Annotated in this window: 25 protein-coding genes; 21 read left to right on the forward strand and 4 right to left on the reverse strand. The window is 64.5% G+C overall.

What is annotated here, in order from left to right; genetic code table 11:
* The first annotated feature begins 22 nt into the window (after nucleotides 1-22).
* The 12 genes from fabG (at nucleotide 23) to EPN51_RS17885 (ending at nucleotide 11,520) form a co-directional block, all read left to right on the forward strand.
* Complete coding sequence (gene fabG / locus EPN51_RS17830) at nucleotides 23-757, forward strand: 3-oxoacyl-ACP reductase FabG (protein ID WP_293044932.1); 735 nt, start codon at nucleotides 23-25, stop codon at nucleotides 755-757.
* A gap of 73 nt (nucleotides 758-830) precedes the next feature.
* Entirely contained in the window at nucleotides 831-1,598 is a 768-nt protein-coding gene (locus EPN51_RS17835; RefSeq protein WP_293044934.1) for an enoyl-CoA hydratase/isomerase family protein, read from the forward strand.
* Nucleotides 1,598-2,401 carry an enoyl-CoA hydratase-related protein gene (locus EPN51_RS17840; protein ID WP_293044936.1) on the forward strand — a complete coding sequence of 268 codons (804 nt, stop codon included), beginning with the start codon at nucleotides 1,598-1,600 and terminating at the stop codon, nucleotides 2,399-2,401. Before EPN51_RS17835 ends, EPN51_RS17840 begins: the two co-directional genes overlap by 1 nt.
* The gene (locus EPN51_RS17845) at nucleotides 2,398-3,183 is read left to right on the forward strand and encodes an enoyl-CoA hydratase-related protein (RefSeq protein ID WP_293044938.1); all 786 of its coding nucleotides are present in this window, start codon (nucleotides 2,398-2,400) and stop codon (nucleotides 3,181-3,183) included. Before EPN51_RS17840 ends, EPN51_RS17845 begins: the two co-directional genes overlap by 4 nt.
* Nucleotides 3,180-4,829, forward strand: coding sequence for a class I adenylate-forming enzyme family protein (locus tag EPN51_RS17850; protein WP_293044939.1), 1,650 nt, complete (start codon nucleotides 3,180-3,182; stop codon nucleotides 4,827-4,829). Before EPN51_RS17845 ends, EPN51_RS17850 begins: the two co-directional genes overlap by 4 nt.
* Nucleotides 4,826-6,097 carry an aromatic ring-hydroxylating dioxygenase subunit alpha gene (locus tag EPN51_RS17855; RefSeq protein WP_293044941.1) on the forward strand — a complete coding sequence of 424 codons (1,272 nt, stop codon included), beginning with the start codon at nucleotides 4,826-4,828 and terminating at the stop codon, nucleotides 6,095-6,097. The genes EPN51_RS17850 and EPN51_RS17855 overlap by 4 nt, the downstream gene beginning before the upstream one ends.
* Nucleotides 6,094-6,624 carry an aromatic-ring-hydroxylating dioxygenase subunit beta gene (locus EPN51_RS17860; protein ID WP_293044943.1) on the forward strand — a complete coding sequence of 177 codons (531 nt, stop codon included), beginning with the start codon at nucleotides 6,094-6,096 and terminating at the stop codon, nucleotides 6,622-6,624. Before EPN51_RS17855 ends, EPN51_RS17860 begins: the two co-directional genes overlap by 4 nt.
* 6 nt (nucleotides 6,625-6,630) lie before the next feature.
* Nucleotides 6,631-6,885 carry a hypothetical protein gene (locus EPN51_RS17865; protein ID WP_293044944.1) on the forward strand — a complete coding sequence of 85 codons (255 nt, stop codon included), beginning with the start codon at nucleotides 6,631-6,633 and terminating at the stop codon, nucleotides 6,883-6,885.
* Nucleotides 6,882-8,090 (forward strand): acetyl-CoA C-acetyltransferase, encoded by a 1,209-nt coding sequence (locus EPN51_RS17870; protein WP_293044946.1) that lies wholly within the window; start codon nucleotides 6,882-6,884, stop codon nucleotides 8,088-8,090. The genes EPN51_RS17865 and EPN51_RS17870 overlap by 4 nt, the downstream gene beginning before the upstream one ends.
* Nucleotides 8,090-9,448: an OB-fold domain-containing protein gene (locus EPN51_RS17875; RefSeq protein ID WP_293044948.1), complete on the forward strand. Its 1,359-nt coding sequence runs from the start codon at nucleotides 8,090-8,092 to the stop codon at nucleotides 9,446-9,448. The genes EPN51_RS17870 and EPN51_RS17875 overlap by 1 nt, the downstream gene beginning before the upstream one ends.
* The gene (locus tag EPN51_RS17880) at nucleotides 9,441-10,637 is read left to right on the forward strand and encodes an acetyl-CoA acetyltransferase (protein ID WP_293044950.1); all 1,197 of its coding nucleotides are present in this window, start codon (nucleotides 9,441-9,443) and stop codon (nucleotides 10,635-10,637) included. The genes EPN51_RS17875 and EPN51_RS17880 overlap by 8 nt, the downstream gene beginning before the upstream one ends.
* Nucleotides 10,638-10,872: 235 nt before the next feature.
* Nucleotides 10,873-11,520 (forward strand): TetR/AcrR family transcriptional regulator, encoded by a 648-nt coding sequence (locus EPN51_RS17885; protein ID WP_293045231.1) that lies wholly within the window; start codon nucleotides 10,873-10,875, stop codon nucleotides 11,518-11,520.
* An 18-nt stretch (nucleotides 11,521-11,538) separates the two neighbouring features.
* On the opposite strand, the gene EPN51_RS17890 is transcribed toward EPN51_RS17885, so the two are convergent.
* Both EPN51_RS17890 and EPN51_RS17895 read right to left on the reverse strand, forming a co-directional pair.
* The gene (locus EPN51_RS17890) at nucleotides 11,539-12,411 is read right to left on the reverse strand and encodes a hypothetical protein (RefSeq protein WP_293044952.1); all 873 of its coding nucleotides are present in this window, start codon (nucleotides 12,409-12,411) and stop codon (nucleotides 11,539-11,541) included.
* A 27-nt stretch (nucleotides 12,412-12,438) separates the two neighbouring features.
* Nucleotides 12,439-13,182, reverse strand: coding sequence for a hypothetical protein (locus EPN51_RS17895; protein ID WP_293044954.1), 744 nt, complete (start codon nucleotides 13,180-13,182; stop codon nucleotides 12,439-12,441).
* A gap of 168 nt (nucleotides 13,183-13,350) precedes the next feature.
* On the opposite strand from EPN51_RS17895, the gene EPN51_RS17900 reads away from it, so the two are divergent.
* The 3 genes from EPN51_RS17900 to EPN51_RS17910 are packed head-to-tail and all read left to right on the forward strand — an operon-like array spanning nucleotide 13,351 to nucleotide 16,457.
* The gene (locus EPN51_RS17900) at nucleotides 13,351-14,961 is read left to right on the forward strand and encodes an NAD(P)/FAD-dependent oxidoreductase (RefSeq protein WP_293044956.1); all 1,611 of its coding nucleotides are present in this window, start codon (nucleotides 13,351-13,353) and stop codon (nucleotides 14,959-14,961) included.
* A gap of 38 nt (nucleotides 14,962-14,999) precedes the next feature.
* Nucleotides 15,000-15,740: a hypothetical protein gene (locus EPN51_RS17905; protein ID WP_293044958.1), complete on the forward strand. Its 741-nt coding sequence runs from the start codon at nucleotides 15,000-15,002 to the stop codon at nucleotides 15,738-15,740.
* A gap of 60 nt (nucleotides 15,741-15,800) precedes the next feature.
* A complete protein-coding gene (locus EPN51_RS17910) occupies nucleotides 15,801-16,457 on the forward strand; it encodes a TetR/AcrR family transcriptional regulator (protein ID WP_293044960.1) in 657 nt (218 codons plus the stop codon).
* Here EPN51_RS17910 and EPN51_RS17915 read toward each other — a convergent pair.
* Together EPN51_RS17915 and EPN51_RS17920 are read right to left on the reverse strand one after the other, a co-directional pair.
* Complete coding sequence (locus EPN51_RS17915) at nucleotides 16,454-17,017, reverse strand: TetR/AcrR family transcriptional regulator (protein WP_293044962.1); 564 nt, start codon at nucleotides 17,015-17,017, stop codon at nucleotides 16,454-16,456. The two genes, EPN51_RS17910 and EPN51_RS17915, sit on opposite strands and share 4 nt — an antisense overlap.
* A gap of 63 nt (nucleotides 17,018-17,080) precedes the next feature.
* Nucleotides 17,081-18,367, reverse strand: coding sequence for a cytochrome P450 (locus EPN51_RS17920; protein ID WP_293044964.1), 1,287 nt, complete (start codon nucleotides 18,365-18,367; stop codon nucleotides 17,081-17,083).
* 159 nt (nucleotides 18,368-18,526) lie between these two features.
* Here EPN51_RS17920 and EPN51_RS17925 point away from each other — a divergent pair, with 159 nt between their 5' ends.
* The 6 genes from EPN51_RS17925 to EPN51_RS17950 all read left to right on the forward strand — a co-directional run bounded on the left by EPN51_RS17925 (nucleotide 18,527) and on the right by EPN51_RS17950 (nucleotide 24,193).
* Nucleotides 18,527-19,201, forward strand: a complete 675-nt coding sequence (locus EPN51_RS17925) for a hypothetical protein (protein WP_293044966.1) — start codon at nucleotides 18,527-18,529, stop codon at nucleotides 19,199-19,201.
* Complete coding sequence (locus EPN51_RS17930; RefSeq protein WP_293044968.1) at nucleotides 19,188-19,832, forward strand: TetR/AcrR family transcriptional regulator; 645 nt, start codon at nucleotides 19,188-19,190, stop codon at nucleotides 19,830-19,832. The genes EPN51_RS17925 and EPN51_RS17930 overlap by 14 nt, the downstream gene beginning before the upstream one ends.
* Nucleotides 19,833-19,868: 36 nt before the next feature.
* Nucleotides 19,869-20,747: a PaaI family thioesterase gene (locus EPN51_RS17935; protein WP_293044970.1), complete on the forward strand. Its 879-nt coding sequence runs from the start codon at nucleotides 19,869-19,871 to the stop codon at nucleotides 20,745-20,747.
* A complete protein-coding gene (locus EPN51_RS17940) occupies nucleotides 20,744-21,493 on the forward strand; it encodes a hypothetical protein (RefSeq protein WP_293044972.1) in 750 nt (249 codons plus the stop codon). The genes EPN51_RS17935 and EPN51_RS17940 overlap by 4 nt, the downstream gene beginning before the upstream one ends.
* A 123-nt stretch (nucleotides 21,494-21,616) precedes the next feature.
* A complete protein-coding gene (locus EPN51_RS17945; protein WP_293044973.1) occupies nucleotides 21,617-22,480 on the forward strand; it encodes an SDR family oxidoreductase in 864 nt (287 codons plus the stop codon).
* A gap of 30 nt (nucleotides 22,481-22,510) precedes the next feature.
* A complete protein-coding gene (locus EPN51_RS17950; protein WP_293044975.1) occupies nucleotides 22,511-24,193 on the forward strand; it encodes a class I adenylate-forming enzyme family protein in 1,683 nt (560 codons plus the stop codon).
* Nucleotides 24,194-24,235 lie beyond the last annotated feature (42 nt).

A 24,235-nucleotide genomic window follows, 5' to 3' on the forward strand; every position in this document is an offset into this window, starting at 1 on the left:
GTCGGACGAGAAGGATTGGTTCATGGCTGAGTCGTTGCTTGACCAGCGTGTCGCGGTCGTCACCGGCGCAGGTCAGGGCATCGGACTCGAGATCGCCCGATCACTCACCGGGCACGGCGCCAGCGTGGTGGTCGCTGACATCGATGCCGATCTCGTCGACAAGGCGGCCGCCGAAATCGGCGGTATCGGACTTACGTGTGACGTGACTTCCGAGGAACAGGTGGGCAACCTCGTCGCCGAAGCCGTGCGCCATTTCGGCCGTCTCGACGTGTTCGTCAACAATGCCGGCATCACGCGTGATGCGTCGCTGAAGAAGATGGCGGTTGCCGACTTCGACGCAGTAATCTCCGTGCACCTGCGGGGCACATGGTTGGGTGTGCGCGAGGCGTCAGCGGTTATGCGGGAACAGAAGTCGGGCAGCATCATCAATATCTCCTCATTGTCGGGCAAGTCGGGCAATCCGGGGCAGACCAACTACAGCGCGGCAAAGGCGGGCATCGTCGGGCTGACCAAAGCCGCCGCGAAGGAAGTCGCGCACCACAACGTCCGGGTGAACGCGATTCAGCCCGGTTTGATCCGCACCGCGATGACTGCGGCGATGCCCACGGAGGTTTTTGCCGAGCGTGAGGCCGCCATCCCGATGAAGCGGGCCGGAGAACCCGCGGAGGTTGCGGGCGCCGTCGTCTTCCTGGCGTCGGACTTGTCCAGCTACGTGACCGGCGCGGTCATCGAGGTCGGCGGGGGACGAAACATATGACGCGCGCCGGCGACGATGCAGAGCGTAGCGATGAGGTGGGGGCACCTCCCGCTTGCGGGGGAGAGTGGCGCGAATGACGCTCGTGCTGCGCGACGTGGCCGATGGCGTGGGAACGATCACGCTCAATCGACCCGAGCAGATGAACGCCCTTACCGTGCAGCTGGGCGTTGAACTGGAACGGGCCATCCTCGAGGTGGGCGGCGACCCCGGGGTCAACGTTGTCGTCGTTGCGGGTGCCGGTGGAAACTTCTGTGCCGGAGGCGATTTCAACGAAGTCGAGAGCCTGCGGTCGGACGGCCCCGATGCGCTACGACCACTGTTCGTGGCGTTTCGCCGCGCCTGCGACGCCATCGCGCGCATCGAGGTTCCGGTGGTGGCCGCGGTCGAGGGTGTTGCCATGGCCGGCGGCTTCGAGCTGATGCAGGCCAGCGACATCGTATTGGTGAGCGATGACGCCAAGATCGCCGACAACCACATCAAATTCGGGATGATCCCGGGCGGCGGCAGCACCCAGCGGTTGAGCCGCTTGGTCGGTCGACAGGAGGCCCTGGGTCTGCTGCTATCCGGCGACCGGCTCTCCGGCGTGGACGCCGCGCATCGCGGCCTGGCGTATCGGAGCTTTCCGCAAGCCGAGTTCTCCAGCAGCGTGCGCGAATTCGTCACGAATCTGGCCGGGCGGCGGCGTGAAGCCGTGATTTCCATCAAGCGACTCGTATATACCAGCCTCGAGGCCCCGTTAGCCGCTGGACTGGAGCGCGAAATCGACTGCGTGGTCGACCACATCTGCGGTGGCGCCGGACAGAATGGTGCGACCGCTTTTCGGCAACGAGGAGAGAGCTGATGAGTATTGCGGAAACCAGCGCGCCCGTCGCGCTCGACGTCGCCGACGGCATCGCCCGGCTGCGTTTGAACCGACCCGAAGCATCCAACGGGATGAACGTCGAGTTTCTCAAGGCGCTACACGAAGCGGCACTGGCGTGCCACGCGGATCCCGCCGTGCGGGTGGTGTTATTGACCGGTGAAGGCCGAAATTTCTGCGCGGGCGGCGATATCCATACCTTCGAGTCGAAGGGGGCGGACCTCCCGGACTACTTACGGGAGGCCACCGCGTGGTTGCAGTTGGCCACCGCGGCATTGATCCAACTCCGCGCGCCGGTGGTGACCGCGGTGCAGGGCTTTGCCGCCGGTGGCGGGGGGTTGGGATTGGTGTGTGCGTCCGACATCGTCGTCGCGGCACAGTCGGCGAAGTTCTTTTCAGGGGCGGTTCGCGTCGGCATGGCACCCGACGGCGGCTCCTCGGTCACGCTGGCCCAATTGGTCGGTCTGCGTCAGGCATTGCGGATACTGCTGACCAATCCGACGCTTGGCGCGCCGGAAGCGCTACAGATCGGGTTGGTGACCGAGGTTGTCGACGATGCCGAATTATTCAGTCGCGCAGAGCAAATCGCCACCGAATTGGCCGCGATGCCGGCTCGGGCGTTGTCGGCTACCAAGCGTCTGGTGTGGAGCGGGTTGGGGGCATCGGTCGAACAACGATTGGCCGAAGAGGCGCGAACCGTCTCCGAGTTGTCCGGAACCGCTGACGCGCTCGAGGGCCTGCGGGCCGTCATCGAACGGCGCCGACCGAACTTCACCGGGCAATGAGCACCCCTGCCGTCCTTGTCGAGGATCGCGGCGCGGTGCGGATTGTCACGCTGAACCGGCCCGACGTGCGCAACGCGATCGACATCCCGGTACGTCTCGAGCTTGCCGCTGCGATCGAGAGTGGCGGCGCCGACGACTCGATCCGGGCGATAGTGCTTACCGGCGCGGGCCCGGCGTTCTGCTCGGGCGGGGACATCACTTCGATGGAACGGATGTCGCCCGAGCGCGCCATGGAACGGACGCAGTTGGCGCAACGGGTGATTCGTGCCATCTGGAACGCGGGCAAGCCCGTTCTCGCCGCGGTAGAGGGTAGCGCCTACGGCGCGGGCGCCGCGCTGGCCGCCGCGTGCGATCGCGTCGTCGCCGCGAGCGATGCACGTTTTGCAACCACATTCACCAACGTCGGACTGGCCGGCGACATGGGCACTTTCGCGTCATTGCCGGCGAGGGTCGGCATCGCCCGCGCGCGCCAGATGTTGATGATGCCGACTCCAATCGATGCGGCCACGGCCTTAGCCATCGGACTCGTCGATGCGCTCGCGGACCCCGGTACGGCATTGCCGGCCGCGCTGGCAGACGCCGAGCGGCTGGCGGCCGGCCCGACGCGGGCCTACGGGGTCATCAAATCGCTGCTGGCCGCCGGATCCGCACTCAGTCCGTTCGATCTCCTCGAGATCGAGGCCGAACACCAGGCCCAGCTCTTCGATAGCGACGACTTCGCTGAGGGAATCGCGGCGTTCCGCGAGAAGCGCCGTCCGCAGTTCGGAGCTGCGCCGACATGACCGCTAAACTGCGCGCGCGTCTTGATATTTCGTACCTCGCTGCCGATACGAGCACCCGGCTGGAGGAGTACACCGTCGGTGCATTACTGGCGGAACGGGCGCGCACCCATGGCGACGTCACGGCCTTGGTGGGCGCCGCCCACGACGACGGCGCGGAGGTGCGGTTGACCTACCGCGAGCTCTTCGACGAGGCGTGCCGCGTCGCCACCGCCCTGGCGCGTTTCACCACGCCCGGTGACTACGTAGCGCTGTGGGCGCCGAGTGTGGTGGAGTGGCCGACGATTCAGTACGGCGCGGCCCTTGCCGGTGTCGCCCTCGTCGCCTTGAATCCGGCGCTGCGTCCCGCCGAACTGGCATATGCGCTGCAGCATTCGCAGTCCAGGGTGCTGATCCACGCCGACCATAGCCGCGACTACGACACCGCCGCCGCCGTCGGCGAGATCGATACGCAGTCGCTCGGTGTGCGCACCATCAGCCTGTCGTCACGTGCCGAATGGCGAAGCGACGATATCGATGCCGACGTGATCGCGCGCGCGCCCACCGACCCCGAGCAGCCGGTGATGCTTCAGTACACGTCGGGAACCACCGGCACACCCAAAGGGGTGCTGTTGCGCCACCGTTCCCTGGTCAACGTCGCCAAACTGACCCTGGAGACCGCCGGGATCCCCGCGGGCGCGGTGACCGTGAACCCGCTGCCGATGTTCCACACGGCGGCCTGCGTGGTCGGCACCCTGGGCCCGCTGTGGATCGGTGGCACGGAGGTGTTGCTGAACCGATTTGAGCCGACCGCGGCGCTCGATGCCATACGCCGCGAGCACGCGACGGTCCTGTTCTTCGTGCCCGCCATGCTGACGGCGCTCGTTGCGGCGCAGCGCGACTCCACACAGCAAGCGCCACGGCTATCAACCTGTCTGGGCGGTGCATCCACGGTCTGCGCCGAGCTCATCAAGGCCACCGAGCGCACGTTCGGGGCGACAGTGGTCAACGTGTTCGGCCAGACCGAACTTTCGCCGGTGCTCACCGCGACCCGGCCCGACGACAACCGGGACGATCAGCTCGGCACGATAGGCCGGCCGCTTCCCCAGGTTGATTGCAAGATCGTGGACCCGGCCACCGGCGCAGTCGTGCCGGTAGGCCGTCCGGGGGAGATCTGCGCGCGTGGCTATCAGCAGATGATCGGTTACCTGCACGACCCTGCTGCCACCGCGGCCACCGTAGACGTTGACGGGTTCGTGCACACTGGAGATCTCGGCGTGATGGACGAACGTGGATACCTGACCCACACGGGTCGGCTCAAAGAGCTGATCATCCGCGGAGGCGAGAACATCGCCCCCGCCGAAGTAGAGGCGTGTCTTGCCGAGCACGAAAAGGTCGCGGAGGCCTGTGTGCTCGGCCTGCCCGACGACCGGCTGGGCGAGATCGTGGCCGCCGTCGTGGTCGGGCGAGATCAGCTGCCTACAGATGCGGTGGACCAACTGCGTGCCCACGCGAGAAGACGCTTGACGCCGCATAAGGTTCCGCAGCGCTGGTTCCTCGCCGGCGATCTGCCCAAAACGCCGACCGGGAAAGTGCGCAAGTTCGCACTACCCGATTTGATCGCGCAGGGAACCGTGCGCGAACTGTTTAGAGAGGAGCCCGATCAGTGACCTCACTCATCGAGCCGACCGCCGCCACCGGCGGCCGCTATGACCGGTTGATCAAGCGCGACAAGGTGCACGGGTCGCTCTACACCGATCCGGCTATCTTCGCCGAAGAACTGCGCAGGATCTGGTACCGCAGTTGGGTTTTCGTCGGCCATGAAACCGAAGTCTCGCAGCCGAACGACTACGTGCGTAAGCGCCTCGGGCTGCAGGACGTGATCATGACCCGCGACCGCGACGGAGAGTTGCATCTGCTGCTCAACCGTTGTTCGCACCGCGGTAATCAGGTCTGCGCCGATGCCGGTGGTAATTCGTCGACCTTCCGCTGCCCATACCATGGGTGGACGTTTCGCAACACCGGTGAACTGGTCGGGTTCCCATTCTTCAAGGGCTACGGGCAGCGCGAGTTGGATCTGCCGCTGGGGCGGGTGCCTCGAGTGGACAGCTACCACGGGTTCGTATTCGGCAGCTTCGCGACGGACGGGCCCAGCCTCGCAGAGCATCTCGGTGCGGCTGCGGGTGAGATCGACCGGCTGGCCAGGTTGTCGCCGGAAGGCAAAGTCGAGCTCACCGCCGGCTGGCTACAGCATCAGACTCGCTCGAACTGGAAGTTGTTGGCGGAGAACGAGACCGACGGATATCATCCGCAGTTCGTGCACGGCTCGATCTTCGGTGTCACCGGTAGTCCCATTGGTGCGCTGTACAGTGATTCCTCCACCGCGGTGACGCGGAACTTAGGCGGCGGTCATAGCGAAAACGACCTGCGGCCCGAGTTCCGCAAGTTCGCCGAGCCGATGCGCTGGTTCGGCACCACGCCGGACCGGGTGCCCGACTATGTCGCGGCGATGCGCAAACGGTACGGGGATGACGCCGAGCGAATCATGATCGAGGGCGGCCCCCATGTGATGATCTTTCCGAACCTGTTCATCGCCGAGATCCAGGTCTTCAACATCCAGCCGGTCGCAGCCGGTGAGTGCCTCCAGTTCTCCACGGCCGTTCAGCTGGCGGGCGCGCCGGAGTTGAACAAGCGGATGGTGTCGCAGTGCATGGGCTCCGTGGGACCGGCCGGCATGTTGCTCGCTGACGACACCGAGATGTACGAGCGCAACCAGGCCGGGCTCGAGGTGCTGACGCCCGAGTGGCTGGACATACGTCGCGGTCTCAACAGGGAGCGCATCGACGAAAACGGTTTCACCATTGGCGGTGCCACCGATGAGACCGGCATGCGCAGTTTCTGGTCGCAGTACAAGACCCTGATGGAGGCACAGTCATGACCACCGCGTTGGACAGTCCCGCCGCCCTGGGGCCGGTGCCCGATGGCTTCGACCCTCGGGAGGTCGAGCAGTTCCTTTACCGCGAGGCGCGCTATGCGGACGAGTCCGACTACGATGCCTGGGAGGCGTTGTGGACCGATGACGCGCTCTATTGGGTCCCGGTGGCCTCGACCGATGACCCGCTGCGGACGATGTCGGTGATCTACGACAACCGCAGTCGGATCGCGACCCGGCTCAAACAGGTGCGTACCGGCAAGCGTCACGCCCAGGCGCCGCCATCAAACCTGCGGCGCCTTTTGTCCAACATCGAATTCCTTGGTGGCCGAACCAGTTCCAACGGTGATGTCGATCTTGAGGTAGGTGCCAACTTTTTGGTGCTCGAGTCGCGCGCACGCGGCAACCACCTGTGGGGCGGCCGGACGACCTACCGGCTGCGGCACCAGGACGGCGAATTGCGGCTGGCGTACAAGAAGGTCGTTCTGGTGGACAACGGCCGGCCGATCCCGACACTGGGCTTTCTGATCTGAGCCGCCATGACGATTGAATTTGGTGATAGCGAGTCTGTGGATGTGCCTCAGGTCGGTCCGGTGATCAGCAATGAATTCGCCGAAGTCTCGGTGAATTTCGACACGTCCGGCAACTCACCTCGGCTGCGGCTAGAGGATCTTCGCTCCGGCCGTGTCCGCTACCTCGACGCGCTTGAATTGGAGACGATCATCTGGTTGTCAGACGAGCGGCTGACCGCTCTGCTCGATCCCTCCGCTGGACGCTGGCGAGGTGATTCGTGAGGCGAGCCGCGATAGTCAGCCCGATTCGAACCGCCGTCGGGACGTTCGGAGGTACGTTGCGCCCACTGCGCGCCGAAGACCTCGCAGCCAAGGTGATCGCTGCAGTCGTCGAGCGCAGCGCCGTGGAGCCGGCAGCCATCGAGGACATCGTATTCGCGCAGTCTTACGCCAATTCGGAGGCGCCGTGCATCGGCCGCTGGGCAGCGCTGCACGCCAACCTGCCGATCAGCGTGCCCGGATTGCAGATCGACCGGCGCTGCGGCGGTGGGCTGCAGGCCGTGGTCACTGCGGCGATGATGGTGCAAACCGGGGCCGCCGATGTCGTGCTGGCCGGTGGTGTCGAGTCGATGAGCAATATCGAGCACTACACCACTTCCGCGCGGTGGGGCTCGCGTTCCGGCAATCAAATGCTGTACGACCGGCTCGACCGTGGTCGCGAATTGTCGCAGCCGATCTGGCGATTCGGTCCGATCAGCGGCATGATCGAGACCGCCGAAAACCTGGCGACTGACTACGGAATCGACCGCGAGGCCGCCGATGGCTTTGCTGCGCGCAGCCATCAGCTCGCCGCCGCGGCGCAGCGCGCCGGCCGCTTCGACGACGAGATCGTTGTTGTGCAGGTGCCGCAGCGGAAGGGCGATCCGCTGGAATTCGCCGACGACGAAGGGATCCGCCCCGACACCACGCCCGAAACGCTGGGTCGACTGCGTACCTTGGTGAGCAACGGCACGGTGACAGCGGGCAATTCCAGCCAGCAGAATGACGCCGCTGCGGCATGCCTGGTGGTCGCGGAGGATCGGCTCGACGACCTCGATCTGGAGCCGCTTGGATTCCTCGAAGGCTGGGCCGCGGTCGGCTGTGAGCCGTCGCGGATGGGCATCGGACCCGTCGGCGCGGTCGAGAAACTCTTCAGCCGAACGGGGCTGGGCTTCGACGAGATGGATCTGATTGAGATCAACGAAGCGTTTGCAGTACAGGTCCTCGCGGTGCTCGCCGGCTGCGGTGTCAAACTCGGCGATGTCGAGGACAGGCTCAATGTCAATGGTTCGGGCATCTCGTTGGGACATCCCATCGGAGCGACCGGCGTTCGGATCCTGACCACGATGCTCCACGAGCTGCGCCGTCGGGGCGGGGGCCTGGCGCTGGAGACCATGTGCATCGGAGGCGGGCAGGGGATAGCCGCGATCTTCCGTGGGGCCCGTTGATGAAGGGGCTGGTTGGCTACGCCAGTTACCTGCCCCGGTACCGGCTCGCCGGCGCCGATATCGGTGTGCGCCGGGGCGACCGGGTCGTCGCCGCATTCGACGAGGACAGCACCACGATGGCGGTGGCGGCCATCGCCGAGCTACCCCAGTCCCGCTCCGCTAATGCGCTGTATTTCGCCAGCAGCACACCGGCTTACGCGGATAAAACGAACGCCACCGCGATACACGCCGCGATTGGTTTGCCGCTCGACACCCTCGCCGTCGACTTGTGCGGATCGGGACGCAGCGGTTTTGCCGCCATCCTCGCGGCGGCGAGCACCGGCGGGGTCGCGGTCAGCGCCGATGTCCGCATCGGCCGGCCGAAATCGGCCGACGAGAAACTCGGCGGCGACGGCGCGGCGGCCCTCGTGTTCGGAGCCGACCGACCCGCGATCGCCGAGGTGGTCACGGTGGTGTCGCTGACGGCGGAATTCTTGGACCGCTGGCGCGCAACGACTTCGGTGACCGGGGAGCAATGGGAGGAGCGGTTCGGCGCCGAACATTACGCGACCCTCATCCGCACCGCCGTCGAGCGGGTGCTGGATGACGCGGGGCTGCATGGAGTCGACCATGTCGTGCTCACCTGCCCGAACAGCGGGATCGTCAAGCGCGCGGCGACGTTGGTGAAGGGGGAGAAGTCAGTTGTCACGTCGCCGATCGGCTTCTCGGGTGCCTGCGATGCCGCGTTGGCACTGTGCAGTGTGCTGGACACCGCCGGGGCCGGCGAAACCGTGTTGATGCTGTCGGCCGTCGACGGTTGTGACGCGATGCTGTTGCGGACCACCGACGCGCTTCCCGGGGCGCGGCAACCACATCCGGTCAGCGTGCAACGGGCCGGCGGCTTGCCGGTCAACTACCTGACTTACCTGTCGTGGCGCGGGCTGGTCGAACTGGAGCCGCCGCGCCGTCCAGAGCCCGACCGGCCGTCCGGACCCGCTGCCCGACGATCCAGCTCGTGGAAATTTGGCCTATGCGGTTCACGTTGTGATGCATGCGGTTTCATTCACCTGCCCCCGGCGCGCGTCTGTAAGCGCTGTGGCGCAACCGATGCGATGAGTGGTATTCCCGTAGCCGGCCTGCATGGGTCGGTTGCCACGTACACCGTCGATCACCTGGCGTACTCGCCGTCACCGCCCGTGGTGCAGGCCGTCGTCGATGTGGCCGGCGGTGGGCGGTTCACCTGCGAGGTCGCCGATGCTGAACCCGAGCGAATAGGCGTCGGGTCGCCCGTGGCGTTCACCTTCCGCCGCTTGTTCACCGCGGGCGGTGTGCACAACTACTTCTGGAAGGCCCGACTGGACGGGAGAGACCATGGCTAGCAAGGGAATTGCCGGCAAGGTAGCGGTGGTCGCGATGGGGTGCTCGCGGTTCGGTGAGCGCTGGGACAGCTCCACCGAGGACTTGCTGGTGGAAGCGGTCGCCGAATGCATGGCGTCGGTCCCCAAACTGGACTCCGAAGACATCGACGCCTACTGGCTCGGGACGCTCAGCTCGGGCATGTCGGGTCTGACGTTGAGCCGACCGTTGGGCATAGGGGACAAGCCGGTCACCCGCGTCGAGAACATGTGTGCCAGTGGGTCCGAGGCGTTCCGTAACGCCTGCTATGCCGTCGCCGCCGGCGCCTACGACGTGGCGATGGCGGTCGGAGTGGAAAAGCTGAAAGACTCCGGCTTCTCGGGGCTATTGCGCCAGGACCCACCGGGCGACGGCACCGCACCCGAACTGTCGATGACCGCTCCCGCGGCGTTCTCCTTGCTGGACCCCGCCTACTGCGCGAAGCACGGGGTGGATGCCGAAGAGATGCGCAACGCGATGACGCACGTGGCGTGGAAAAACCACGTCAACGGGGCGCGTAACCCCAAGGCACAGTTCAGGTCTCCGGTGGCCAAGGAGACCATCGACAACGCGCCGAAGGTGGCCGGTCGGCTCGGTGTGTTCGACTGCTCCGGAGTCTCCGACGGTGCCGCATGCGCCATCGTCGTACCGGCCGAGCACGCGTTGCGTTACACCGACACCCCGATGTACGTGCGAGCACTCTCGCTGGTCGCCGGTTCGGGATTGGGCGCGATGGATCCGGACTACGACTACACCAGCTTTCCCGAAGTCGTGCGCTCCGCCCGTGACGCCTACCAACAGGCCGGCATTGACGACCCGCGCACCGCATTCTCGCTGGCCGAGGTGCACGACTGTTTCACCCCGACGGAGATCGTGCTCATGGAGGACCTCGGCTTCGCCGATCCCGGCCAGTCCTGGAAGGACGTGCTGGCGGGGGATTTCGACGCCGATGGACGGTTGCCGGTCAACCCCGACGGCGGTTTGAAGTCGTTCGGGCACCCGGTGGGTGCCAGTGGGCTGCGGATGCTGTATGAAGCCTGGCTGCAATTTCGCGGTGAAGCAGGTCAGCGGCAGCTGCCCGACCCGCACACCGCGCTCACCCACAACCTGGGCGGACGGCCGGGTACCTGCGTTTCGTTCGTATCGGTGGTCGGTCGAGGACCCGGCCGCTAAGGCAGTGTCGGCCGCGCGCGGGCCTGCCGCGGCATCGCTGCAGCGAAGTGTTCGCTAATGCTCAACCCGCTACTTATAGTCTGTTTCCAGATTCGGAAAAACCATTCAACGCTGCGCTGATGAAGCCTATGATCCACACATGTCCAAGGTACCGTTTCTTGCCAAGGCAAACGTTGAAAACAACGACACGGAGTCCGAACGGACCCGGATGCGGATCCTCGATGCCGCCGCCCACGTGCTCAGCATCAAAGGCTTCGCCGGAACCAGGCTGACCGACGTTGCCGAGTCCGCCGAAATTCCGCCATCAGCGATCTACGACCACTTCATGACCCGCGACGATCTCATCGAAGAAGTCATGTACCGGGGGATCAGCTACATGCGCCAGCACCTGCAGCAGACGCTGGACGCGCTGCCGCCCGACACCGCGCCGATGGATCGGATCATGGCCGCCGTCGAAGCGCACCTCCGAAACGAGCTGCAGCTCTCCGATTACTGCACCGCCGCGATCCGGAACTCGGGCCAGCTTCCCGAGAAGCTCAGCAAGCGACAAAAGAAGGAGGAGGCCGCGTACGGGCGGATCTGGCAGAGTCTGTTTTTCGATGCAGCTGCCGCCGGCGAGGTAGATCCCGAATTGGATGTCACGTTAGAAATGTTGCTGTCGCTCGGAGCTTTGAACTGGGTCGCCGAATGGTGGGATCCTCGCCGCGGATCCGTCGATGACATCGTGGCCAAGGCACAACTCATACTCCGAAGGGGCCTGACGTCCCCCGGCAGCTCGACCGCAACGGCCGCCTCGCCGCGCACCGGTACCGCCAAACCGGGTATCCGCCGGCACCTATTCGGCCGCAAGCGAGTGCCGCTGCCGGCGCGGCGCCGATCGTGAAAGGGTACTGCCACGGCATCACGGTGCTGTTGCGGTGAGCTCGGGCGCGACGGCGTGCTGTCGGGACTGTCGACGACGGGCTGACGGTCCGTCGTGGTGGGCCATGATGTTCGTCATACGGGGGGCGAGCTGCGCGCCGCCGAACGTGGCCACCACACCGAGAACGATGGTGTAGGTGGCGGCTAGGCCGGCGACGAGCGGGCTGGCGCCGGAGTGCAGCGCAGCCACCGTTGGCCAGGTGACGAATGCGTATGAGACATACATCGAGCCGAACATGACGGTCGGGATCAGTGCGATCACCCACTTGGTCTTAAAACTCATGAGCAGCAGGATCAACAGCGCTGGGATCAGGTCGAACAAGCGGTTGGTGCTGATGAACCACAGGGGCAGCGGGAACCAGTGCTGATTGAAGAACGGCTGGTTGTCCCCGTAATAGGTATAAAGTTTGGCGATCTTGATGATCGGGACCTCCAGCAGCAGGTCCGCGATCGCGATCCCGCCAAAGATGAATAGGAAATCCCTTGGTCGACAACCGTTTCGAATGCGCTGGATGATGAATAGCGAGCCGCCGCCGATAAACCACAGATACACCGGCGCGACCCACAGCGGAACATGGGTTCCCCAGAACTGCACCAGCGGCCAGGCCCCGTACTCGGCGTACCAAAGCTTTCCGGCCCGGTCGACCGCACCCTCGAAGACAACCGCCCCCAAAGCACCGCTGCACAGGATCACCGAGCGGAACAGCACCTCCCACCAGTCGCGGCAGCGAAGCGGGCTGCGCAGCGCCAGATACACGGTCAAACCCGCCACCCCGAAGTGCAGCGCCCCGAAAATCCACTGCCACAGTGGATCGACCGCCATCGCGATCGGTGCGTCCAACGGCGGATTCATTGGTACCTCCTTGTTCGCTGCTCAGGGCTAACCATTGGTTGACGCCAATGCCGTGTTGAAAGTGCCGGGAGTCAAGGTGGTTTGGTGTGCCTCCGAACTGATCGCCTTGAGCAGCCAGATCACGTTGACGAGGAACTGGATCACGAAGACGGTGGCGGGGATCCAGAAGACGAAGATGCCGTTCCATGCAAACGGTCCGTCCTTGAAGAACTGCAGGACCGCGCCAGGAGTGAAAGTGGCCGGCGCCCAGATGTTGACGTAGGCGAGCCAGCGCGGGAACACCGGGGCCGAGCCGGTGTCGCTCAGGATGGCGAACGCGAAGGCGAAGTTCTGCATCATGAACGGCGGCCAGGGCATGACCAGAAAGATCCAGCTCATGTCGTTCAGCAACAGCGTCCACTCGTCCGGGCGCTCGGGCCGAAATGCGGTGACCGCGAAGAGCATCGCCGGGACCAAAAACGTTAGGCAGCCGAACGCTCCTGCGATGGTCTGCGTGTTCACCACGGCGCGATGGACGCCCCGGATGCGCTGCATCTGCGCGGAGATCACCGCCGTGTACGAGGCGTAGAACGCGCCGGACACCAGCATGATCGCCGCCCCGAGACGGATGCCGGCGGCGTGGTTGCGGTAGTGGCCGGCGATCTCGGCGGGCGGGGACGACGGAGCCAGGGGAGGTATGAACCCGGCAGCGACAAATGCGCCGAAGAACAGTAGCGGGCAGATGATGCCGCTAATCGCGCATATGCGCTGAAACGTCATTTGTGGGTTCACGCCGCGTAAATTCCCTTCGATTCGCAAGCGGGCCAGGATCTTTGATGGCTCTCGGGCAGTTGGTTGACACAGTCGACAGGTTGAGGGACAGTGGTCATCATATAGTAAGCACTATATGACTGTTGCTGGCAATCTTCTTGCGCAGATTCATGAGAAAGGCCTCAGGTGATGACCCTTGCCGCCGCCCCGGATGTTCTGATCGTGGGGGCCGGCCATAACGGACTCACGGCCGCTTGTTATCTCGCCCGGGCGGGTTTGCAGGTGCTCGTGGTGGAGGCGGCTGATGCGGTCGGCGGGATGACTTCCACGCGACCGGTGCTAACACAGGCTCCCGATCATCTGATCAACGAGGGCGCGATGGATTCGTCACTGTGGCGCACCACGACCATCGCGAAAGACCTCGAGCTGGATCGTTTCGGTTTGCAGGAGCTGGAGATCCAGACCCCGTACGCTTACCTCGACGCCGATGGCAGTTCGCTGTGCATTCATCGCGACCCGGTCCGCACCGCCGACGAGATCCGCCGATTCTCGCTTCCCGATGCCAGAGCCTATCTCGAGTTGGCCAATGCACTGGACGCGGCGATGAACGTCGTTGTGCCTTACATGAATTCCAACCCGATGCGCCCGCACCTGGGTAGGATCGCCAGTGGCGCAATGAAGTCCGCTCGACATCCGAGCCGACTTGGCCCGCTCGCCCAGTTTCTCACGACTTCGCAGGCTGAGTTCATCGACAGCCGATTCCGTGATCACCGAGTCAAGGCGTTGCTTGCCGCGGTGCCGTGTTTCGCGCCGATCTTTGCCGACGGTACCGCCTGGGTGCTGATTTACTTCGGGTTGATTCACCGGTCGGGTGTGGGGCGGTTCAGGGGTGGGACGGGCGCCCTCACCGACGCATTGGCGGCTTGCTTGACTGCCGCGGGCGGGCGATTACGGTTCGGCGCGGTGGTCGACGGGTTGTTGGTGCGCGATGGCAGGGTCGACGGCGTAGTACTGGATAGCGGGGAGCAGATCGTCGCCGGCCGGGTGATAACCACCAACAACGTCACGGTGACACTGTCGCGCTGGCTGCCCGAGGGGTTGCTCAGTGGCGGACTCGCCCGCCGGGTGCGTCACATTCCCACTTCGTCGACCAACGCATCGTCGTTCAAGATTGACGTGGCGCTGAGCGGGCGCGTTGCCGTCGCGAACCACCAAAGTAATCGACGTGATGGCGTCGACCTGCGCAAGGCCGCGCTCTGCCTGACTACCTTCGACGATCACGTCGAGGCCTGGCACGCCTGCGCCAGAGGCGAGGTACCCGACCCGGTCCCGGGGTTCGCCATCGTGCCGACGGGCATGGACCCTAGTCAGGCTCCCGAAGGCCAGGACACGTTCTGGTTCTGGTCGGGTATCACGCCGGCCAGCCCGACCCACTCGTGGGCAAAGCTCGCCGGCCCGACCGCCGACAAGGTATTGGTGCACGCCGCCAAATACATCGACGGCCTGGCCGACCTCCAAATCGGCCGCCGCCAGCAGAGCCCGGAAGACCTTGCGGCGCACTTCCGCTCCCCGGACGGCAACGTCTATCACGTCGACCCGGTCGCGACCCGATTCGGACCCTTGCGCCCGGCGCCGGGATTCGCCGGGTACCGCACCCCGGTCGACGGACTATTCATCTCCGGTGCTGGCACCCACCCGAGCGCCGGCATCTGCGGGATTCCCGGTCAGCAGGCGGCCCGCGCGGTATTGCGCACTCTGCGACGCACCCGTGTGGTAGACCAGGCGAAGGGCGGCCGATGACTCTGCAGGACAAGGATTTCCATCGGAAGGAATCGGCCGTGACCGCCACGATTGACGACATTTCGAGCCAGCACGACGTGTCCCTGCGCCGCATCCGCCTGGGCTGCATATGGGCATGGCCGGTCTGCGTGGTCACCTTCGGCATCTTCTTTGCCGTCATCGCGGGGTTCATCCCGCCGCCCGGCGAGTCGTGGAGCGCGGCCCACATCGCCGAGTTCTACGCGAACAACCGCAGCGCGATCCGCACCGGATTGATCGGTGCCATGTTCGCCTCGGCGTTGCTACTGCCGTTTTTCGCCGTCGTGTCAGCCGAGATGAAGAAGGTCGAGGGGCCCAACGCGCTGCTTGCGTCCATCCAGTACGGCGCTGCCGTGATGCTGACCGTGATATTCCAGATCATTTGCCTTTTCTGGCTACTGGCAAGCTTCCGGCCCGAGATCAGCCCCGAGATCATCCGGGCATTCAACGACTACGGGTGGCTGTGCTGGACCATCTTCATCCCGACTTACTCGATGCAATATGTCTGCATGGCCATCGCGGCGTTCATCGACCACCGCCCGCGACCGGCCTGGCCGCGGTGGGCCGCCTACTGCAACCTCTGGGTCGCCGTCACCGGCGTCGGCGGGGTATTGGCGGTGTTCTTCAAAACCGGGCCCTTCTCCTGGAACGGCATCATCGGGTTTTGGATCCCAACGCTGGTCTTCGTCGCTGGCACATGCATGAATGCGTGGCTGCTGCATCGCCGATTCCGTTATGAGCGCGCGCTCGACCCGGTCTGACACACTCCGGCTTCCCGTGTCATCGCTACCGCGCCGCGCTACGAGGATTACCGTAAACCGGTGAGTATCACCGAACGCTCCCGTAAAAGCGTCCACGGGCGGGGCCGCGCGTTGATTTTGCGTGCGGCGCGAGAAGTGTTCGCCGCAAACGGATTCAAAGGCACCTCGACGCGCGACATCGCCAAGCGCGCCCAACTCACCGAAGTGATGATCTTCCGCCACTTCGGCACCAAGGCGAATCTCTTCCACGAGGCTGTGATCACTCCTTTCACCGAGTTCATGGACAACTACATCAGCGACTACCGGTCTCGGGAACACGGAAGGTTCAGCCCCGAGCAGGAAGGCGCAGCCCTGTACACCGGGCTATTCAATGTGCTGCACGGCGAACGTGAACTCCTGCTCGCCCTGATGTCGGCACATCAGTATGACGAGCTGAGCCCCGAAGCTTCGGCGCAGATCGACGCCGCGTTCGATCGATTGCTCGTACTTTTCGAAGAAGTCGTCGCTACGGAGGCCGCGGAACGCCAGTTCTCTGACTTCGACCTGCGCCCCACCGTGCGTGCCATGTTCGCCATGGTGCTTTCAACCGCTCTCCATGGCGACTGGATGGGCCTGGGTAAGAAGGTGTCCTACAAACGCATGATCGACGCCATCACGCAACTGACCGTCCGCGGCCTGCGAGTGCCGGAAGACGAAGCGCGAAAACGTAATTGCTAACCCCGGGGGACGGAGCCGAACCGTCCGGCGTCGAGCGCATCGAGGAGCTGACCGACAATCCACTCCAATGCCGCCTTGTCGGGAGGCAAGGTCGCCTGCTCGTAGCCGACGAGTAAGTAGACCGCCCAATCGGCGAACAGTTGAGCCTGCCGTTCGTCATGCAAGATCTGCACCGCGGACTCACGCAGGATCTGATGACGTTCGTGATCGACGTCCACCTGGACAGCGTGAACATCGGAGTCCGCGCCGCTCCACGCGCGAATCGCGGCTTCAGCACCATGCGGCAGGCTCAAGCCGATATCGATGATGCTGTCGATGCGCCGTCGCGGATCGGGTTCGGTGCGGATCCACTCCACCAGCCGGACGGTATTGGCCTGTCGCCAGTGTTCGACCAGCTCTCGCGTGTAGGTCGGCCAGTTGTCGAAGAAGTGGTAAAAGGAGCCGGTGCTGACACCCAACCGATTGCACACCTCGGCGAGTTTCAGCCCGCCATAACCGAGGTCGGACAGCACGTCGAGGCCCGTTTCGAAGTAGGCCACCCGGGAGACGCCGCTCGCCATGGTTGGGACTTTAGTTCGTGGTCAGCGGCGCGCGATTTCAGGTGGATGACTGGGGATCGAGCGTCACGCCGACTCCGGAGTGAACCTAACGTGTTGCCGCTTGATGCCGTTGATGAACGTGCTGGTGAGATATTCGGGCGCACCGACGGTCTCGATGTCGGGCAGACGACGATACAGTTCGCCCACGATGGCTTTCAGCTGCAGCTTCGCCACGTGACTGCCGAGACAGAAATGCGGACCACCTCCGCCGAACGCCAAGTGCGGATTGGGCTTGCGGGTCAGATCGAATCGTCCGGGATCGGCGAAAACCGACGAGTCGCGATTCGCGGAGTTGTAGAACATGACGACTTTGTCGCCGGGCTCGATACTGACGCCGGAAAGTTCGAACCGCCGCAGCGCGGTGCGGCGGAAGGTCATCACCGGCGACGCCCAGCGCAGGAATTCTTCGATCGCGGTATCGATGCGCGAGTCGAAATCCTCCAGCAGATATGCCCGTTGGTCCGGATGCGTCGACAGTGCCCGAATGGTGTGCGTGGTGGTTTGTTTGGTGGTGTCGTTTCCGGCGATGCACAGCAGCGTGAAGAACGCCTTGATTTCGGCGTCGGTCAGCCGGTGACCGTCGACCTCTGCCTGGATCAGCGCGGTGATGAGGTCATCTTCGGGTTTTTGTCGGCGGGCATCGATGATTTCCTGACAGCTGTGATGCAGGGTCATGATCCCGGTGAACATTGCGGTCAGCGGTTCGGCGCCCGCTGTGTTCTCCTCGTCGTCCCAACCGATCACCGCGTTGGCATGAGCGGTCACTCCCTCGCGTGCCCCCTCGGGGATACCGACCATCTCCGAGACGGTCCACACGGGCAGGCGCGCGGCGACGTGGCCCACGAATTCGACGTTGTCTCGGCACGCAACGATGTCGTCGACGATCAGCCGGGCCTGGTTGGCGATCTGGTTGCCGATCAACCGCAGGCGGCGCGGGGTGAACACTGAGCTCACGATCCGGCGGATCTTCCCGTGTCGGGGCGCGTCCATCGTGAGGATCGAGGATGACGCCTCCAACACCTCGGGCGGTAGTTCCTCGAATGTCACCCCGCCGGCCGCGGAGGAGAAGACGTCCGCATGTCGGCTGACGGTGACGATGTCCTCGTGCCGGACCACCGCCCAGTAACCGGGCGGTTCCTCCTGACCGAGCAGGTTCATCAACGGGCTGCGGATGGGTCGTTGCCAGCTCACCGGCCGTTCCCGGCGGAGCTGCGCCAACAGTGCGTTTCGCTCGTCGGAGGGGCCGTTCCACAGGTGGTCGGCGGACAGGTCGATGTCGTCGTGTGCGCGACGGACGAAGGTGCCGGTCATCGGGCCTCCTGCTTGATGGGCGTGGATCTTGCGATCGGCTTCGCCTTACTGTAGTAATTTCTACAGTAGTAATCACTACATTGGCTAGATCGGAGCTGGAAGGGCCGGACGGTGTCGACATCCGATCGCAGATTGATGGTTCTCGCATGGAGTGGGCCCGTGGGCATCGCTCTGGTGCTGCTGGGCTGGATGGTCCTGGCCGGGTTCTTGCCGCCGCCCTCGCCGGATCTCTCGCCGCAGCAAGTGGCGGACCTGTGGTCTCAACACACGAACGCCAAGCGGCTCGGCATGGTCATGTGTGTCTGGGGTGGAACCCTCTACGTGCCTTTCACGGTGGCGGTGGGATTGCTGCTGCGTCGAACCGAATCGGGTGAGCGCGTCCTGTCGACGGCCCAGACAGCGCTGGGCACCTTCGGGACCGTGTTCTTCACGTTGAATTTTCTGGTCCTGGCCGTCGTCGCGTTTCGCCCGGCGCGGCCATCGGAGATCACCCAGCAACTACACGATCTCGGCTTCATCATGACGTTTTCGCCCGTCGCGCCATTTACCTTGCAGTACATCGCAATCGGTGTGGCGATTCTGCTCGATCGATCGACCGCGCCGGTCTTCCCGCGGTGGGTTGCCTACGCAAACCTATGGATCGCGTTGCTGCTGGTGCCGGCCTGCCTCATCCCGTTCTTCAAAAACGGACCTTTGGCGTGGAACGGGATGCTGAGTTTCTGGATCCCGGTGGTGGTGTTCGTGGCGTGGTTCGCGGTGATGTTCTGGGCGATAACGGCGGCGATCCAGCGCGCCCCGCGCACATCGGAGGCTGGTGTCGATGCCGCAGCCTGACCTTCAATCGGTGGTGCGTGTCGCCGGGCGACGGCGCCGGCCGGCCGGGGACGCGACGCGGCGCCGCCTCCTGGACAGCGGTCGACGGATCTTTGCCGAAGAGGGCTTCGCCGGCGCGGGAACCCAGGAGATCGTCATGGCCGCCGGGGTGGCGCCGACGGCGCTCTACCATCACTTCGGCAACAAATTGGGATTGTTCGTCGCGGTCGGCGCCGAGGTTTACGACGTCTTCATCGGTCACCTGCGCGCCGCAGTCGCCACCGCGGAATCGTTCGATGATCGACTGGATGCCCTGATGCGGGCATCCGGCGAGCTGCACCGGTCGGATCCGACCCTGGCGCCGATGACCGTCACCGTCCAACTCGAGGTGGCCCGTAACGAACAGATCCGTGCGGCGATGAGCGATACGTTCGCGTCGTTTTCGGCGTTTGTCACCGATATCGCTCGGACGGCGCCGGCGGATCTGACCGAGAATGTCGGCGTACGCGGGGTTGCCTTGACGATCGTCGGCATCATGCAGGGTTTGGGCAGCCTGGGCGCGACCCTGCACGATCCGGACGACTTGGTGGCGACAACGGTGGTGTTGCGCCGCCTGTTAGCCGCCAATAGAACCGATAAGGCCGCTCGGTGAGCAACCCGCTTTTCACGCGAAAGGAGTTGCGCGCCAATGCCTGTTCCTACGTGTGAGGTCGACGATTGCGCATCGGTCGAGGCTCGGTTCGGGCTTTCTCGATGCACGGCACATGATGGTGGGCGACGCTGTGATGTTGCGGTCGGCACGTGGTCACTGGACCGCGACGGCACACCGCGGCCGGGCGCACTCGCGACCGCGCTCGACCATGTGCTGGGAGAAGCCCTGGCACGCCACCGCCCGGAGGGGTGGTGGTCCACGACGTCGGAGCTCAGCATCGATTTCCTCGCGCCATTCGACCGGCAAAGCCGGCTTGCGGCCACCGCCGCCCCGATTCAGGTCGAACTCCGCGGCGGCTACGCCCAGGGCCGGATAACCGATGAGCACGGGACTGTCGTCGCGGCGGGTTCGACGTGGGTGCATCACCTGCCGCCCCGGGGCGACCCTGTGCGGCCTGTGGTGCGGCCACCGCGCCAGCAGGTGTCGATCGCGGCGACCATCGAGGACTATTTGCGGTTCGAGCGCCTCCCGAGCCCACCTGATTCGGTCCTGCTCATCCTGGGGGCCTCGGCTTCGTGGACCAATATCTTCGGATTGCTGCACGGTGGGGTCTGGGCATGCCTGAGCGAGGCCGCGGCAGCCCAATTGGTCCGCGCACGCAATCCCGGGCTCGTCACCGCCCGGCTGCACACGACCTTTGTCCGTCCGTCGCGTGGAGATGGTCCTGTCACCCTGACCGCACGGGCGCACCACGTGGGTTCGTCGTTCGCCGTCGTCGAAGTGCTCGGCCGGTCCGCCGACGACACGCTCTGCACGATCTCAACGGTTACCGCACGGTCACGCACTGACACGGTTAATCGCCTACCAGCCACCAAGTGCGACTTGTTTGATTCGCCGACGAGGGGATGGATATGACACCGCATGAAGACTTCCTGTGGCAGCGGTTCTTTGCGGCCTGCTCTTTGCTCTTCGTGATCTTCACCTTTACCGGCCTTGAGCTCTTCTGGCCGCAGCCGCCCTCGTTTGCGCTGAGCGCCCGACAAACCGCGGCCTACTACGTCGAACACCGCACCGGTTTCTTGATCGGCGTGGTGCTGTGCAGCATCGGCATGGCCTTTCTGCTCGCATGGACCGTGCAGTTCTGCCTCATGCTGTGGCGGCTGGAGGGTGGATCGCGGGCGGTTACCGTCGTCACCGTGGCCAGCCTGGCCGCCAGCCCCATCTTGTTGTCCTTCGACCTGGCCATATTCGGGGTCGTCGCATTCCGGCCCGGCGACACGAGTCCGGACGTCACCCGCGCGATGAGCGATGTGGCATGGCTTGGCTCGCAACACATCTGGCCGATGCTGGCCCTCGGGATGGCGCTGGCGGGTGTTCTCATCATCAGGACCCAAGGGCGAGCGGAATCCCTTCCCGGTTGGCTTGGCTATTTCAGCCTCGTGGTCGCGCTGTGCGAGTTCGGGCAACTTCCCATTTTCTTCTTCAAAACGGGCCCGTTCTCGGGGAACGGCGTAGGCGCCTGGTATCTCGCCACATTCACCTGGGGTCCGTGGATTGTGGCCGCCGGATGGGCGATGTACCGGGTGCTCACGCGGCAGCAGGCGGAGCAGCTGAACCGCTTGGCGCGATTCGATGCGGGTTCGCCCGCACCGGCCCAATGACGTGACAACCCGGCCGGTGGTCCACAGGCCCTAGACGCTCGTCACCTTGACGCGAGCAAAAATTCGAAACTAAATTAAACTCGGCTGCCAGTAGTAGACGAGATACCAGTGGAGGAACTTCAAGTGCCCGGAGTGCAGGACAAAGTCGTGATCGTGACCGGAGCCGGTGGGGGATTGGGACGGTCCTACGCTCGGTTCCTCGCCGATAATGGCGCCCTCGTCGTGGTCAACGACCTCGGCGGGGCCCGGGACGGCTCTGGATCGGGCACCAGCATGGCCGACACGGTCGTCGAGGAGATTCGCAATGACGGTGGCCGGGCGGTGGCGGATTACTCCAGCGTGGCCACCCGGGAAGGCGCCGAGGCGATCGTGGCTACCGCGATCGAGCACTTTGGCGCTGTGCACGGTGTGGTCAACAACGCGGGCATCTTGCGTGACGGGGCGTTCCACAAGATGACCGACGACAACTGGGATGCCGTGATCAGCGTCCACCTCTACGGTGGCTACCACGTCACCCGTGCGGTGTGGCCCCATTTCCGTGAGCAGAGTTTCGGGCGGGTTGTGATGGCGACCTCGACCAGCGGGATATACGGCAACTTCGGTCAGGCCAACTATGGGGCCGCCAAGCTGGGATTGGTCGGCCTGGTCAACACCCTGGCGATCGAAGGCGCCAAGTACGGGATTACCGCGAACGCGATTGCGCCGATGGCGGCCACCCGCATGACCGCGGATATCGCGCCCCAGGAGGTCTTGGACACGCTGGACCCGGACCACGTCGCACCGCCCGTCGGCTACCTGCTGTCCGAGGAAAATCAGGAGTCCGGCTCGGTGTTCGTCGTGGGTGGTGGGCTGGTGCAGCGGGTGGCGCAGTTCCAGAACAACGGTGTCACCTTCGGCAAACCACCGAGCCTCGAGGAGATCACCAAGCGCTGGGCGGAGATCAGCGACATGTCGGACGCGAAGCTCGGCAGAAATCCGGTGGGATAGCAACGCCCGCAACATGGTTCGGCTAAACCGTTGACCACGGATATCGGGGCACGAAGAGAGGCCCTTCGCAAGCGCTTCCCCGTGTGGCGCGAGCAGACGCTCGCCGACTGGCTTGACATCTGTGCGGGCCGGTACGGCAGCCGTCCCTTCATCCTGACCGACGACGTCGCGCTCAGCTACGCTGATGTGGCAGCCGAATCTCGACGGCTAGCCGATGGCCTTGCCGCACTGGGGGTTTGCGCGGGAGACCGCGTCGGCATGATCATGGCGAATTATCCGCAGTTCGTCACCGTGAAGTTCGCGATAGCACGGGTCGGGGCGGTCGCCGTCCCACTCAACTTCCTATACCGAGAAGATGAATTACGTTACGTCCTAAGCGACTCCGCATGCCGGGTGGTTGTGATGATGACTGGCTTTCGCGGCCTCGACTACCAAGCGATGCTCGATGGCATCGCGCCGGGCTGGGATGCTCCGACGACGGACACACCGTTGACCGTCGTGCTGCTCGATACCGATGGCCGGGCACGGCCTGACTGCATGACGGTGGCCGGCCTCGCCGCCTTAGGGGACGAAAACCCGGGTGCCGGCTGCGCTTTGGGCGCTCATCCGCGGGACGCCAGCGACATGCTGTACACCTCCGGCACCACCGGCTCGCCCAAGGGCGTGCTGGTCACCCACGACGCGGTGCTGCGGACGGCTTACGCGTCGGCTCTCACGCGGGCCTACGAGGACGGCAGGCGAATACTCTTCTCGCTGCCCTGCTATCACATGTTCGGCTATATCGAGGGACTGCTGTCCGTCATGTTCGTTGGCGGCGCCATCATCCCACAGACAATATTCAGCGCCGAACATTATTTCGCCGGGATCGAGCGCCACCGGGCCAACGACATGCTGTGCGTCCCCACCATGGCCGTAGTCATGGTCGAAAGCGCGGCCCGCAAGCAGTACGACCTCGGCTCCTTGCGTGCGATCCTGTGTGGATCGGCGCCGGCACCGACCTGGCTGTGGCGTCGCATCGAGGAAGATTTCGGGGTCAGTGAGATCGTCACCGGCTACGGGATGACCGAATGTGGGGGGTGCATGACTCTGACGCGCCCTGAGGACCCACTGATCTTGACTTCCGAAAGCGCCGGGAAGCCGAAGATGGCTGGTGCGGCGTCGATTCCGGGAACGGATGCACTTGTCGCCTATAAGGCGGTAGATGCTGAGACGGCGGCGGACCTGCCGGCCGGCGCCGAGGGCGCGTTGCTCTCCAACGGACCGACGTCGATGCTGGGATATTGGAACCGCCCCGAGGAGACCGAAGCGGCCCTGCGGGACGGCTGGGTTTACTCGGGCGACCTTGGCCGGGTGCGTGCCGATGGCTACCTTGAGGTGACCGGTCGTCGGAAGGAGCTGTACAAGAGCGGCGGTGAACTGGTGATGCCCAAGGAAATCGAGGATCTGTTGACGGCGCACGACGAAATCAGCCAGGTCTTTGCGGTCGGATTGGTCGACGAACACTGGGGTGAGATCGGTTGTGTCGTCGTGGTTCCGGTTCCGGAATCGACGCTCACCGAAGACGATGTGCTCGATGTCTGCCGCGCAAAGCTGGCGCGTTTCAAGGTGCCCAAGCGGGTGGTGTTCTACCGTGCGGAGGATCTACCCAAGACGCCCACCGGAAAGGTGCAGAAGTACAAGCTCGTCGAGCAGCTCACCTCGACGGGGTGCTGACGACACGATGTGGGTGCGCGTAACGGCTTCGTAGGGACCGTT

The organism is Mycobacterium sp. (genome assembly GCF_004298145.1).
Classification (GTDB): domain Bacteria; phylum Actinomycetota; class Actinomycetes; order Mycobacteriales; family Mycobacteriaceae; genus Mycobacterium.